15 protein-coding genes and 1 pseudogene are annotated in these 13,030 nt (G+C 63.2%); 10 read left to right on the forward strand and 6 right to left on the reverse strand.

Annotated features, from left to right (window positions below; translation table 11 throughout):
- Nucleotides 1–95: 95 nt before the first annotated feature.
- Nucleotides 96–1,127, reverse strand: a complete 1,032-nt coding sequence (locus NKJ58_RS26745) for a LacI family DNA-binding transcriptional regulator (RefSeq protein ID WP_023684066.1) — start codon at nucleotides 1,125–1,127, stop codon at nucleotides 96–98.
- Between the two features lie 175 nt (nucleotides 1,128–1,302).
- Between NKJ58_RS26745 and NKJ58_RS26750 the strand changes: the two genes are divergently transcribed.
- The 3 genes from NKJ58_RS26750 to NKJ58_RS26760 all read left to right on the forward strand — a co-directional run bounded on the left by NKJ58_RS26750 (nucleotide 1,303) and on the right by NKJ58_RS26760 (nucleotide 4,040).
- The gene (locus tag NKJ58_RS26750; protein ID WP_352519346.1) at nucleotides 1,303–2,406 is read left to right on the forward strand and encodes a fatty acid desaturase family protein; all 1,104 of its coding nucleotides are present in this window, start codon (nucleotides 1,303–1,305) and stop codon (nucleotides 2,404–2,406) included.
- A gap of 85 nt (nucleotides 2,407–2,491) precedes the next feature.
- Nucleotides 2,492–2,806, forward strand: coding sequence for a MocE family 2Fe-2S type ferredoxin (locus tag NKJ58_RS26755; RefSeq protein ID WP_023672328.1), 315 nt, complete (start codon nucleotides 2,492–2,494; stop codon nucleotides 2,804–2,806).
- A 16-nt stretch (nucleotides 2,807–2,822) separates the two neighbouring features.
- Nucleotides 2,823–4,040, forward strand: a complete 1,218-nt coding sequence (locus NKJ58_RS26760) for an NAD(P)/FAD-dependent oxidoreductase (RefSeq protein ID WP_352519345.1) — start codon at nucleotides 2,823–2,825, stop codon at nucleotides 4,038–4,040.
- Between the two features lie 120 nt (nucleotides 4,041–4,160).
- On the opposite strand, the gene NKJ58_RS26765 is transcribed toward NKJ58_RS26760, so the two are convergent.
- The 5 genes and pseudogenes from NKJ58_RS26765 to hslV all read right to left on the reverse strand — a co-directional run bounded on the left by NKJ58_RS26765 (nucleotide 4,161) and on the right by hslV (nucleotide 8,380).
- A complete protein-coding gene (locus NKJ58_RS26765) occupies nucleotides 4,161–5,117 on the reverse strand; it encodes a DUF1402 family protein (protein WP_023694629.1) in 957 nt (318 codons plus the stop codon).
- Between the two features lie 274 nt (nucleotides 5,118–5,391).
- Nucleotides 5,392–6,702, reverse strand: coding sequence for an ATP-dependent protease ATPase subunit HslU (gene hslU, locus NKJ58_RS26770; RefSeq protein WP_352519344.1), 1,311 nt, complete (start codon nucleotides 6,700–6,702; stop codon nucleotides 5,392–5,394).
- 4 nt (nucleotides 6,703–6,706) lie between these two features.
- Nucleotides 6,707–7,307: pseudogene (locus NKJ58_RS26775) on the reverse strand (DUF2585 domain-containing protein).
- Nucleotides 7,308–7,311: 4 nt separating this feature from the next.
- Entirely contained in the window at nucleotides 7,312–7,839 is a 528-nt protein-coding gene (locus tag NKJ58_RS26780) for a GNAT family N-acetyltransferase (protein WP_352459979.1), read from the reverse strand.
- On the reverse strand, nucleotides 7,829–8,380 hold the full coding sequence (gene hslV, locus NKJ58_RS26785; protein ID WP_023672322.1) for an ATP-dependent protease subunit HslV: 552 nt from the start codon (nucleotides 8,378–8,380) through the stop codon (nucleotides 7,829–7,831). Before hslV ends, NKJ58_RS26780 begins: the two co-directional genes overlap by 11 nt.
- Before the next feature lie 237 nt (nucleotides 8,381–8,617).
- On the opposite strand from hslV, the gene hisB reads away from it, so the two are divergent.
- From hisB to hisF, 7 genes are read left to right on the forward strand one after another with little or no spacing between them, the layout of a single operon-like run.
- Nucleotides 8,618–9,217, forward strand: a complete 600-nt coding sequence (gene hisB / locus NKJ58_RS26790; RefSeq protein ID WP_023672321.1) for an imidazoleglycerol-phosphate dehydratase HisB — start codon at nucleotides 8,618–8,620, stop codon at nucleotides 9,215–9,217.
- Nucleotides 9,218–9,221: 4 nt separating this feature from the next.
- Complete coding sequence (locus NKJ58_RS26795) at nucleotides 9,222–9,698, forward strand: DUF2628 domain-containing protein (RefSeq protein WP_023739747.1); 477 nt, start codon at nucleotides 9,222–9,224, stop codon at nucleotides 9,696–9,698.
- Between the two features lies 1 nt (nucleotide 9,699).
- On the forward strand, nucleotides 9,700–10,350 hold the full coding sequence (hisH, locus tag NKJ58_RS26800; protein WP_023695990.1) for an imidazole glycerol phosphate synthase subunit HisH: 651 nt from the start codon (nucleotides 9,700–9,702) through the stop codon (nucleotides 10,348–10,350).
- Nucleotide 10,351: 1 nt separating this feature from the next.
- A complete protein-coding gene (locus NKJ58_RS26805) occupies nucleotides 10,352–10,642 on the forward strand; it encodes a DUF1330 domain-containing protein (RefSeq protein WP_023672318.1) in 291 nt (96 codons plus the stop codon).
- 3 nt (nucleotides 10,643–10,645) lie between these two features.
- On the forward strand, nucleotides 10,646–11,392 hold the full coding sequence (hisA, locus tag NKJ58_RS26810) for a 1-(5-phosphoribosyl)-5-[(5-phosphoribosylamino)methylideneamino]imidazole-4-carboxamide isomerase (protein ID WP_352519343.1): 747 nt from the start codon (nucleotides 10,646–10,648) through the stop codon (nucleotides 11,390–11,392).
- Nucleotides 11,389–12,225 (forward strand): arginase family protein, encoded by an 837-nt coding sequence (locus NKJ58_RS26815; RefSeq protein WP_352519342.1) that lies wholly within the window; start codon nucleotides 11,389–11,391, stop codon nucleotides 12,223–12,225. Before hisA ends, NKJ58_RS26815 begins: the two co-directional genes overlap by 4 nt.
- Entirely contained in the window at nucleotides 12,222–13,028 is an 807-nt protein-coding gene (gene hisF, locus NKJ58_RS26820) for an imidazole glycerol phosphate synthase subunit HisF (protein WP_352519374.1), read from the forward strand. The genes NKJ58_RS26815 and hisF overlap by 4 nt, the downstream gene beginning before the upstream one ends.
- The last annotated feature ends 2 nt before the right edge of the window (nucleotides 13,029–13,030 follow it).

Genomic DNA, 13,030 nt, shown 5'->3' on the forward strand with positions numbered 1-13,030 from the left:
GGCCGACAGCGGCCCAGGCCGAGTCTGAAGGCAGAATCTGATAGATTCTATCATCGCCGGAGAGCCCGCGCCGAACGGGTCGGCGCGGCAACGCGTTAGATATTTTCCGGCAGATAGATGTCGAAGGGCAGAAAGGTCTGGCCCGGCGCGTTGGCGGCGCCGGCCTCGATGGAATGCGCCATCAGGTCGACAAGCTCGCGGCACAAGGCGGCGAGCGGCGTCGAGATCACCATGGTCAGGATGTTGTCGGCGAGTGCCGCGCGCGATTCGGCGTTGATCTCGTTGCAGACGACCACCGGCATGTTTGCGGGCTTCGCTGCGCGCAGCGCCGACACCGCGCCTTCCATGCCGCCGCCGGCGACATAGCAGCCGGCAAGATCCGGATACCGCACCAGGAGATCGATCATCGCATCGTGGGTGACCTGGTTGGCTTCCAGATTGACCAGCGTTTCCATCACCGTGAAGTCCGGCGCATGTTCGCGGAAGAAGGAGCGAAATCCGATCTCGCGCAGTTCATGGCCGTGGAAGCGATGACTGCCGACGAAAAGGGCGACCTTGCCGGGGTTCTTTGCCGCCCTGGCGATCATCCAGGCCGCGGTGCGACCGACCTTGCGATTGTCGAGGCCGACATATCCCTCACGGATGCCAGCGGCAAAGTCGGACAGCAGCGAGAAGACAGGTTGCCCCCTCGCTTTCAGCGACTCCACGACCGCCGTCAGCGTCGGATGGTCCGGACCGACAACGGCGATTGCTCTGGATTTCGCTGCCAGCTTGCGCATCTGGGCGGCGATCTCGTCGGCGGCTAGCGAGCTGGCGAAATCGATGGTGGCGACGCCGCGGAAGCGCTGCGATTGCGAGACCGCCATTTCTAGCTCCCTCGCGAAATCGCCGTAAAAAACATCATTGCCCCGCAGCAGCAGAAAGCCGAGGCGGTATTCCGGCAATTCCTGGCGCATGCGCCGCTTGATCAGCCCGGCGGCGTGGTAGCCGATGCCGGTCGCCGCCTCATAGACGCGGCGCGCGGTTTCCTCGCGCACCGGCAGCCGGTTGTTCAGCACCCTGTCGACAGTGGCGACGCTAACGCCGGAGATGCGCGCCAGATCGGTGATGGTTGGCCGTTTTGCCATGACTGTCCCGCATGAGTGCCTGCAACTGCTTACATCGTTCTGATGGAAAATGATAGAAACTATCTTTGTGATATTGAGACTATCACCGCATGGCGCTATTTTGCGCTCGGACACAAGCGCCCTGTAATGGACATATCCGTCCTGACGGATGCTGTGGCCGACGGAGCCAGCCCCTATGGAAGCGACACTATCCACACCACCGTCCCGGCGCGACTACAGCCTGATCGGCCGCGACGCCAAGCTCGCCGTCGAGACCGGCCTGTCGGCGGCCGAGTGGTATCACACCGATATTCCGCGCAAGCAGATGAAGGAGCTGATGCAGCGCTCCGATGGGCCGGCGATCCGCGACACCACGATCTGGCTGGCCGCGCTGATCCTGAGCGCCGCCGGCGGCGCCTGGTTCTGGGGCAGCTGGTGGTGCGTGCCGTTCTTCTTCGTCTATGGCGTGCTCTACGGCTCCTCCACCGACTCACGCTGGCACGAATGCGGCCATGGCACCGCCTTCCGCACCCAATGGATGAACGACGCCGTCTACCAGATCGCCTGCTTCATGATCATGCGCAATCCGGTGACCTGGCGCTGGAGCCACACCCGCCACCACACCGACACCATCATCGTCGGCCGCGACCCGGAAATCTCCGTCATGCGGCCGCCGGATCTGTTCCGCGTTGCGCTTGGCTTTATCGGCGTGCTGGATGCCTGGCATGCGATGTCGGACATGCTGCGCAACGCCGCCGGCAATATCAGCGCGGCGGAAAAGACTTTTATCCCCGAACAGGAGCAGCCTAAGGCCATTCGCATCGCCCGCATCTGGACGGCGATCTATGCCGTGACGATCGCGCTGGCGCTTTATTTCGGTTCATGGCTGCCGCTGATGCTGGTCGGGCTGCCCCGGCTCTACGGCGCCTGGCATCATGTCATGGTCGGCCTGCTGCAGCATGGCGGGCTGGCGGAAAATGTCATCGACCACCGGCTGAACAGCCGCACCGTCTACATGAACCCGGTCAGCCGCTTCATCTACTGGAACATGAACTATCACGTCGAACACCACATGTTCCCGATGGTGCCCTATCATGCGCTGCCTAAACTGCATGCGCTGATCAAGCACGATCTGCCGGCGCCGACGCCGTCGATCCTGGCCGGCTATCGCGAGATGATCCCGGCCTTTTTGCGCCAGCTGCGCAACGAGGACTATTTCCTCAAGCGCGAATTGCCGCCAACGGCGCGGCCCTATCGCGAGGAACTCCACAACGACGCCGTCGCCGCCGCGGCGGAATGATTGCGCGATTAAGCTTTTGTTTTGTCGCAACTCCGAACGGAAAACCGCAACGCACTTTTCCTGGAATTGCTTTTGGGAGGAACACATGAGCGACTGGATCGAAGCCTGTGCTGCCGGCGACATCGACGAAGAAGATGTGATGCGCTTCGACCATGGCGGCCGCACCTTCGCCATCTATCGCAGCCCTGACGACGATTATTTCGCCACGGATGGCCTGTGCACGCACGAAAAGGTGCATCTGGCCGACGGGCTGGTGATGGACGACATCATCGAGTGCCCCAAGCATAATGGCCGCTTCAATTACAAGACGGGGGCGGCACGCGGCGCGCCGGTTTGCGTCAATCTCGCCACGTATCCGGTAAAGGTCGAGGCCGGCAAAGTGCTGATCCAGATCGGGTAGGACCATGCAGGCGGGAATGGTCATCATTGGCGCCGGCGAGTGCGGCGGGCGGGCAGCCCTTGCTCTGCGCGAACTGGGCTATGACGGGCCGGTGACGCTGGTGGGTGACGAACCCCATCTGCCCTATGAGCGGCCGCCCCTGTCCAAGGACGCAATGACGAGCGACGCGGCCGAGATCAAGACGATCGCCAGCGACGAAATTCTGGCCGAGAAATCGATCCGGCATATCCATTCCGTTCAAGCGGTGGCGATCGACCGCCCGGCGCATATGGTGCGGCTGTCGGACGGTTCGGCCCTGCCCTACGACAAGCTGCTGCTGGCGACCGGCTCGACACCACGCAAGCTGCCGATGCCGGGATTGGGGTCGCGCTGCGTCTACCTCCGCACCTTTGCCGACGCGCTGGCCATTCGCGCCCACCTCAGCCCGGCAAACCGCATCGCCATCATTGGTGGTGGCTTTATCGGCCTGGAGCTCGCCGCTTCGGCGCGCAAGCTCGGGGCCAGCGTCACGGTCATTGAGGCGCAGCCGCGCATCCTCATGCGCGGGGTGCCGGCGGAGATCGCTGAAATCATCCATCAGGCGCATGAGGCCGAAGGCGTGACCGTGCTCACCGGTCAGGGCATCGCTGATATCGCCGACGACGGCGCTGAGGTGCACATCATGCTCGCCGATGGGCAGGACATCGTCGCCGATCTCGCCGTCATCGGCATCGGCGCCGTGCCGGTGACCGGGCTTGCCGCGGAAGCGGGCCTGACCGTCGATAACGGCATCGCAGTCAATGGCGAACTCCAAACAATCGATCCCGACATCTTTGCCGCCGGCGACTGCTGCTCGTTTCCGCTCGCTGTCTATGCTGGCCGGCGGGTGCGGCTGGAAGCCTGGCGCAATGCGCAGGAACAGGGTGCGCTGGCCGCGAAGAACATGCTGGGTGCCCGCGAAGCGCATGCCGCGGTGCCATGGTTCTGGTCGGATCAGTATGGTTTGTCGCTGCAGATCGCCGGGCTTTCGGACGAGGGCAAAAGCACGGTCCGCCGCGATCTCGGCGACGGTGCTTTTATTCTGTTTCATCTGGCCGAGGATGGCAGGCTGGTGGCGGCGAGCGGCCTCGGTACGGGCAATGCCGTGGCGCGCGACATCAGACTGGCCGAGATGCTGATCGCGAAACGGGCACAGCCGGCGCCGGAGGCGTTGGGGTCGCCGGATGTGAAGCTGAAGTCGTTGCTGGCAGCGTAAGTTTTACCCTTCCCCTTGTGGGGAGGGTCGCTGCGAAGCAGCGGGGCGGGGGTGCGGCACCGGCCCCACCCGGACCTTTGGTCCGACCTCCCCACAAGGGAGAGGTAAAGGGCCCCAGCCCTAAAACAGCGCCTTCAGCTCGTCCAGCTTGTCGTTGACCAGCCAGCCGTAATAATTCTCCTCGGGCAGTTTGACCGTCTCACCCGCCGCGCGGCGCTTGTCGTTCTCTGCTTTCAGCGCATAGGCGCGCTGCTCGGGATTGCCGACATTGTAGAGCGTGGCGGTCAGCCCCGGATTGCCTGAGATGTCGAAGCCGGCAATGTTTTTGTAGGCGTCGATCGACTTCCTGATCGTCGCTGCGACGTAGGGCAATGTCAGATCCGGATCCATGATGGTCTTGTAGACCCCATTGGGATCGCCGACATCGAGTTCGGGCAGCCCCGACACCTTGTGCACGAGATCGCTCATCTGCAGCGCGGTCAGCGGGTTGAGCTGCCCGAGGCCAAAGGTCTGGCCGGCATAATAGGGCTGGAAGAAGGTGGCGCCGAAGCGGTCGTTGGGAAAGCTGGTGCCGCCGACGGTCTTGCCGCGGAAGGAGCGGTTCCACACCTGCTCGCGGCATTCCCACAGGTCGTAGCTGTCCGACATTGTGCACTTCTTGAATTCCGGCCGCTGCACGAAATCGGTGATGTCCTCGCCGTCATAGGCGAAGGACAGCTTGCTGGAGAGGTAGGAGATCGCCTTGACGTAGTAGGTCTGCAGCCGGTCGTAGGCATCGACATTGTAGGTGTGCTCGCCGACGATGGCGCCGACGATGTGCAAGGGGTTGATGCCGTAAGCCGCGGCGGCCTTCCTGATCTTGGCGCGCAATTCGGCATCGTTCTGCAACAAGGCGTAGACCTTGCGGTATTTGGCCTGGAAGGTGGTGTTGGTCGCCTGGGTGCGGCGGCTGGAAGCGCCCGGAATGTCGGGCTGCACGGCGTTGCGGTTGCCCGCCGGCACCAATGTCGCCGCGTCAGCCGCGAACAGCGTCGCCGCCAGCGTCAAGCCGAGAATGAGCAGGATCAGTTTTTTCATGCGCCGCCGCCTAGAGAATTGCCGCGCAAACTAGGGAGTGCTCCCGGTCGAGTCGAGAGCGCCCCTGCAGCCGGCAAGACGAAAGGTGGCCCGATGATACCATCCGGCCACACATCAACCTGTTAGCCGGATTGTTGCCTAAGCATCGGCCCAAAGATCGAAACCGATTTTTGGAAAGTCCGATGCATCGATTCAATACTGCTAGAGCGACCTTTGCGTGTCCAAAGGACGCGCGGCGCCCTAATACCGGCGCCGGATGAACCGGCGCCCTCGTTTAAAGGATGAATCGCGACAAATCTGTGTTTCGCGAGAGGTCGCCGACATGCTTTTCCACATAGGCGGCATCGATGGCGACGCTGGTGCCGTTGCGGTCCGGCGCGTCGTAGGAGATCTCGTCCAGCACACGCTCCATCACCGTCTGCAGGCGTCTCGCGCCGATGTTCTCGACACTGGCGTTGAGGTCGACGGCAATGCCGGCCAGCGAATCGATGGCGTCGTCGGTGAAGGTGAGATCGACGCCTTCGGTCTTCATCAGTGCGATATACTGCTTGATCAGGCTTGCCTCGGTCTCGGTGAGGATGCGAATGAAATCATCCTTCTCCAGCGCCCGCAACTCGACACGGATCGGCAGGCGGCCCTGCAATTCCGGCAACAGGTCGGAGGGCTTGGAGACATGGAATGCGCCCGAGGCGATGAACAGTATGTGGTCGGTCTTCAACGGTCCGTATTTGGTCGCAACCGTCGTGCCTTCGATCAGCGGCAGCAGGTCGCGCTGCACGCCTTCGCGCGAGACGCCGGCGCCCATGCCACCTTCGCGCGAGGCGATCTTGTCGATCTCGTCGAGGAAGACGATGCCGTCATTTTCGGTCGCATCCAGCGCCCGGCGCACGACTTCGTCCTGGTCGAGCAGCTTGTCGGACTCGTCGTTGACCAGCAGCGCGTAGGATTCCTTGACCGTCGTCTTGCGCGCCTTGGTCTTCTTGCCACCCATCGCCTTCGACAGCATGTCGTTGATGTTGAGCACGCCGATATTGGCGCCCGGCATGCCGGGGATCTCGAAGCCGGGCATGCCGGTGCCGGTGTCGGCAACCTCGATCTCGATCTCCTTGTCATCGAGCTCGCCGTCGCGCAGCTTCTTGCGGAAGCTATCGCGGGTCGCCGGGCTCGCCGTCTTGCCGACCAGGGCTTCCAGCACGCGCTCCTCGGCATTGAGGTGCGCGCGCGCCTTCACGTCCTCGCGCATCTTCTCGCGCACCAGGCCGATGGCGATCTCGACCAGGTCGCGGATGATCTGCTCGACATCGCGGCCGACATAGCCGACTTCGGTGAACTTGGTGGCCTCGACCTTGACGAAAGGCGCACCGGCGAGCCGCGCCAGGCGGCGCGAGATCTCGGTCTTGCCGACGCCGGTAGGGCCGATCATCAGGATGTTCTTCGGCATCACCTCTTCGCGCATCTGGCCTTCCAACTGCTGGCGGCGCCAGCGGTTGCGCAAGGCAATGGCCACGGCGCGCTTGGCGTCCTTCTGGCCGATGATGAAGCGGTCGAGTTCCGAAACGATTTCACGGGGAGAGAAGGTGGTCATATCACTAGATTCCACTTTGCCACTGCTTGATGGACTCGAACGGATGCAGCAGCATGATCACGTTGAGCGTCAGATTGTCCCGGATGAGGTAGCCGACACCCAGTTCGAAGATGAGGGCGAGGCCGACGATGCTCCATATAGGTAGCTTTCGCGCCATCACAAATCCCAGCACCATGGCCAGCGTGTCGGACACCGAATTGATGATCGAGTCGCCATAGTAATCCAGCGAGATGGTGCCGGCGCGGTAGCGCTCGATGATGAACGGGCTGTTTTCCAGGAGTTCCCAGCCGCCCTCGATGACGACGGCGAATGCCAGGCGCAGACCGATTGGCGAGCGCGGGAACAGGAACCAGGCCAAGGCGTAGAACAGGAAGCCGTGGATGATGTGCGAGAACGTGTACCAGTCGGAAAATATGCTGGGAATTCTCCGAACTGTTCACCACACCGTGCCAGAGTTTGACGTAACCGCAGGTGCAGATCGGCGTGCGACCCATGCCGTAAAGCGCGCCGGCCTGGAAGATGAGCAGAGCGAGCACGAGCAGAAGCCCCATCCGCCAGCTGTCTTCATAGGCCGAGTAATTTTTGGCAGTGCCCGGTGTCGCCATCAACTCATTCCCCTTCTTCCGCGTCGCTCTCTTTGGCATCGACAGACATCAGCACGACGTCCCCATATCTAGAGTGTCTGCGATCGATAGCCCTGAAGCCCGCCTTTTCATAGGCGCGGATGGCGCGGCCATTGTCGGGATGCGGATCGATGATGACGCGCGGCGCGCCTTCCTCGAACAGTTGCTCAACGAATTGCCTGACGATAGCCGAGCCATGACCTTTGCCGACCAGGTCCGGCACGCCGATCGACAGGTCGATGCCGAGCGTGCCGAACGGCTGGTCGGCATAGGGATGGCCGTCTTCCAGATGCGGATCGTAGCTCTGCAGATAGGCGATCGGCCTGCCGTCGAGCTCGACGATCAGCGGCTCTACAGAAATAGAGTCGATGTGCTCCCGGATTTCGGCGATTTCCGTCTCCGGATCGTCCCACCATTCGGCGACATGCGGCTCGGCCAGCCAGCCGGCGATCATGGGCAGGTCTTTTTCGGCAACCGGTCGAAAATCATAGAGCACCGGCGGGTTAGCCGGCATCGAGCGTTTCGACAACAAAGTTGTTGTTGGTGTAGACGCAAATGTCGGAGGCGATCTGCATCGCCTTGCGGGCGATCTCCTCGGCATCCTTGTCGCTGTCCATCAGCGCGCGGGCAGCGGCCAGCGCATAGTTGCCGCCGGAACCGATGGCCATGACGCCGAATTCGGGCTCCAGTACGTCGCCGGTGCCGGTGAGCGCCAGCGAAACCGACTTGTCGGCCACCAGCATCATCGCTTCCAGCCGGCGCAGATAACGGTCGGTGCGCCAGTCCTTGGCGAGCTCGACGCAGGCGCGTGTCAACTGGTCGGGATATTGTTCGAGCTTGGCTTCGAGCCGCTCCAGAAGGGTGAAAGCATCCGCCGTGGCGCCGGCGAAACCGGCAATGACATTGCCGCCCTTGCCGATGCGGCGCACCTTTTTGGCGTTGCCTTTCATGATGGTCTGGCCAAGGCTGACCTGGCCGTCGCCGGCGATCACCACCTTGTTGCCCTTGCGCACCGTCACGATGGTCGTGGCGTGCATACTCAGTTCATTGGACATTTTTAGCTCCGATTCGCGCGATCCCGATAAGGCGATTGGCGCGCGGTACGAGTGATTTCGATCGGCCATATGTATGCATGGGGCGGGTGATTGCAAACGGCGTACGCCATGGCCGGTGGCTGTCCGCATCGCAACTGGCAATCGCCGGATCATGCTGCTAGAAGGCTTTCGTTTTCAAGCAAATGACAGCTTGGAACCCCGTCTTGAGTTTCGAACCCCTCAGCCAAGGACAAGGTCATGGCGTCCCGTTCCGCCGAAGTCAGCCGCAAGACCAAGGAAACCGAGATCAGCGTCTCGGTCCATGTCGACGGCACCGGAAAATCCGACATGTCGAGCGGCGTCGGCTTCTTCGACCACATGCTGGACCAGCTGTCGCGCCACTCGCTGATCGACATCACGGTGAAGGCCAAGGGCGACCTGCACATTGACGACCACCACACGGTCGAGGACACCGGCATTGCGATCGGCCAGGCGCTGGCCAAGGCGCTGGGCGAGCGGCGCGGCATCATGCGCTACGCCTCTGTCGACCTTGCCATGGACGAGACGCTGACGCGGGCCGCGATCGACGTGTCGGGCCGTCCGTTTCTGGTCTGGAATGTCGCCTTCTCGTCGCCCAAGATCGGCACGTTCGACACCGAACTGGTGCGAGAATTCTTCCAGGCGCTGGCGCAGAATGCCGGCATCACGCTGCATGTCACCAACCATTATGGCGCCAACAACCACCATATTGCCGAGACCTGCTTCAAGGCGGTGGCGCGCGCGCTGCGTTTCGCACTGGAGCGCGACCCGCGCCAGCCGGAAGCGGTTCCCTCCACCAAGGGATCTCTGAAAGGGTAGGCTGATGGCCATCTATGTCGTGATGGAACCGCCAGGCCGCACCGAGGCGGCCGACGCAACCATTTTTGTCCGCGACGGTTTTTCCTGGCTGGCTTTCCTGGTGGCGCCGCTGTGGCTCGCTTGGCACAGGCTGTGGATCGAGGCCGCGCTCGCCTTCGTCGCCATGGGGCTCATCTCGGTGCTCGGCCAATGGCTGGGACTGGACTGGGCCGGCTCCGCACTGTCTTTACTGGTGTCGCTCTATATCGGGCTGGAAGGCCAAGGGTTGCGGCTCGCAGCGCTGCGCCGCGGCGGCTGGCATGAATGGGGCGTCGTCGAAGCCGACAATCCTGACGATGCCGACATCCGCCAGTCACTGGACGCCGAGGCGCTTGCCGATGAGCCGGCGCCGCTGCCGCGCATCGTGCCGGACGCCAGCCTGGCCCGGCCGGCGCAGACCGGGCTGACGCTGGGCCTGAGCCATACGCCGGGAAAAGCCTGAGATGCGGGTTGCCATCATCGATTACGGGTCGGGCAATCTGCGCTCGGCCACCAAGGCCTTCGAGCGCGCCGCGCATGAAGCCGGCATTGCCGCTGCCATCGAGCTGACCGCCGACGCCGAGCGGGTGCGCAGCGCCGACCGCATCGTTTTGCCCGGCGTCGGCGCCTATGCCGATTGCGCGGCGGGCCTGCGCGGCGTCGCCGGCATGTGGGAAGCGGTGGAAGAGGTAGCGATCGCCAAGGCGCGGCCGTTCCTCGGCATCTGCGTCGGCATGCAGCTGATGTCGGAGCGCGGCCTGGAAAAGACCGTGACCAAGGGCTTCGGCTGGATTGCCGGCGACGTCAAGGAGATCACGCCCGCCGATCCGGCACTGAAGATCCCGCAAATCGGCTGGAACACCATCGATCTGGAGCGCAAGCACCCGCTGTTTTCGGGTATTGCGACCGGGCCCAAGGGTCTGCACGCCTATTTCGTTCATTCCTACCATCTCGACGCGACAAGGCCGGACGAAGTGCTGGCCGTCGCCGATTATGGCGGCCCGGTAACGGCGGCGGTCGCGCGCGGTAACCTTGCCGGCATGCAATTCCATCCGGAAAAGAGCCAGGCGCTCGGCCTGGCACTGATCACCAACTTCCTGCGCTGGAGGCCTTGAGATGAGCAAGAAGGGCTACTGGATGGCGATGGTCGATGTGACCGATCCGGAAAACTATCCGAAATACATCGCCGCCAACAAAGCGGCGTTCGACAAATACGGCGCGAAATTCCTGACGCGAGGCGGTCAGTCGTCAAGCCCGGAAGGGCCATCCGGCAATCGCCATGTGATCGTCGAGTTCGAAAGCTACGAGGTCGCGCTGGCTTGCTTCCATTCCCCCGAATACCAGGCAGCGCTGAAATTCCGGCGCGCTTATTCGACCTCGCATTTCGCCATTGTGGAAGGGGTCTGAACGGTGATCCTGTTTCCGGCCATCGACCTCAAGGACGGCAAGTGCGTGCGGCTGAAGCACGGCGATATGGCGACCGCGACCATCTACAATGACGACCCTGCGGCCCAGGCCAAGGCCTTCGAAGAGCAAGGGTTTGAATGGCTGCATGTCGTCGACCTCAACGGCGCCTTCAAGGGCCAGAGCGTCAACAGCGCGGCGGTCGGCGCCATCCTCAAGGCGACGAAAAACCCGGTGCAGCTCGGCGGCGGCATCCGCACGCTGGCGCAGATCGAGGACTGGCTCGACCGCGGGCTGGCCCGCGTCATCCTCGGCACGGTGGCGGTGCGCGATCCCGACCTGGTCCGGGAAGCCTGCAAGGAATTTCCTGGAAAGATCGCCGTGGGCATCGACGCCAAGGGCGGCAAGGTGGCGGTCGAAGGCTGGGCCGAGGCCTCCAGCCTCGGCGTCATCGAACTGGCGCGGAAATTCGAAGGCGCCGGCGTTGCCGCCATCATCTACACCGATATCGACCGCGACGGCGTTCTGACCGGAATCAACTGGGACGCCACCATCGACCTTGCCAATGCGGTGTCGATCCCGGTCATCGCCTCGGGCGGGCTGGCCTCGATCGCCGACATCGTGCGCATGACCATGCCCGACGCAAAGAAACTCGAAGGCGCCATCTCCGGCCGCGCGCTCTATGACGGGCGCATCGACCCGGCCGAGGCGCTGGCGGTGCTGCAGGGCAAGGCGATGGAGACCCGGCCGTGAAAATCTCCATCATCCTGGCCTCCTATGACAGCGGCCACTATCACGGCGGCATGGGCCGAGGCCCGGATGCACTCATCGCCGGCGGGCTTGTCGACGCGCTGACGCTCACCGGGCATGACGTCGTCGTCACCGATATCGGCAGGGTTGGCGACGAACAACAGCGCGAGATCGCCACCGGCTTTGCCGTGTGCGGTGCCGTCTCCGGCGAGGTCCGCATCGCCATAGACCGCGGCCGGTTTCCCATCGTGCTGGCCGGCAATTGCCTGACATCGGCCGGTGCGGTTGCCGGCGAGGATGCCGATGCGATCATCTGGGCCGACCAGCATGGCGATCTCAACACGCCGGAGACGTCCATCTTCGGCTTTCTCGACGGCATGGCGCTGGCCACGGTTCTCGGCCTGTGCTGGAAGCCGATGGCCTCGGCCATCCCCGGCTTCAGGCCTATCGATCCGGCGCGCTGCGTGCTGGTCAACGCGCGCGATCTCGATCCGGCCGAAACAGAGCTGTTGAAGACTTTGCCGGTCATCCGCACCGAATGCCCGGACTGGGCCACGGCCTGCGACAGGCTGAAGGCGCCGGACGCGAAGCGGGTGCACCTGCATCTCGATCTCGACGTGCACGACCCCGGGGCGCTGCAGGCCAACCGCTACACCACGCCCGGCGGCCCGGAGCCGAAACAGCTGCGCCAGGCTGTCTGCGGCATGGCCGGCCTGCTGCCGATTTCCGGCATTACCATTTCCGCCTATGATCCGGCGTTCGATGCGCAGGCCGAGGTTCCGCCGCTGGTCGGCGAACTGCTAAGCGAGTTGCTGGCGACGATGGACAAGGGCTGATGCTGAAGGCCCGAGTCATCCCTTGCCTCGACGTCAAGAACGGCCGCGTCGTCAAGGGGGTCAATTTCGTCGACCTCATCGATGCCGGTGATCCGGTCGAGGCGGCCAAAGCCTATGACGCGGCCGGCGCTGACGAGCTTTGCTTTCTCGATATCACCGCGTCGTCCGACAACCGTGAAACCATCTTCGACGTCGTCGCCCGCACCGCCGAACAATGCTTCATGCCGCTGACCGTCGGCGGCGGCGTGCGCCAGGTCGCCGATATCCGCAAACTGTTGCTGGCCGGCGCCGACAAGGTGTCGATCAACACTGCGGCGGTGAAGAATCCCGATTTCGTCGCCGAAGCCGCCGACAAGTTCGGCAACCAGTGTATTGTCGTCGCCATCGACGCCAAGAGGGTGTCGGCGCCCAAAGAGCCCGGCCGCTGGGAGATCTTCACCCATGGCGGCCGCGAAAAGACCGGCATCGATGCGGTCGAGTTCGCGCGAAAAATGGTTGATCGCGGCGCTGGCGAGATTCTTTTGACCTCGATGGACCGTGACGGCACCAAGGCCGGCTACGACATTGCGCTGACCCGCGCGATAGCCGATGCGGTTCGCGTGCCAGTCATCGCGTCGGGCGGCGTCGGCACGCTCGACCATCTGGTCGAGGGCATTCGCGACGGCCATGCCGGCGCCGTGCTCGCCGCCTCGATCTTCCATTTCGGCACTTACACGATTACGGAAGCCAAGGCGCATATGGCCGAGGGCGGGCTGCCGATGCGGCTGGACTATCCGGTTCAATCCACTCCACAAAGGCTGTAGAC

Origin of the sequence: Mesorhizobium sp. M0139 (assembly GCF_040322455.1) — a bacterium.
Taxonomy (GTDB): domain Bacteria; phylum Pseudomonadota; class Alphaproteobacteria; order Rhizobiales; family Rhizobiaceae; genus Mesorhizobium.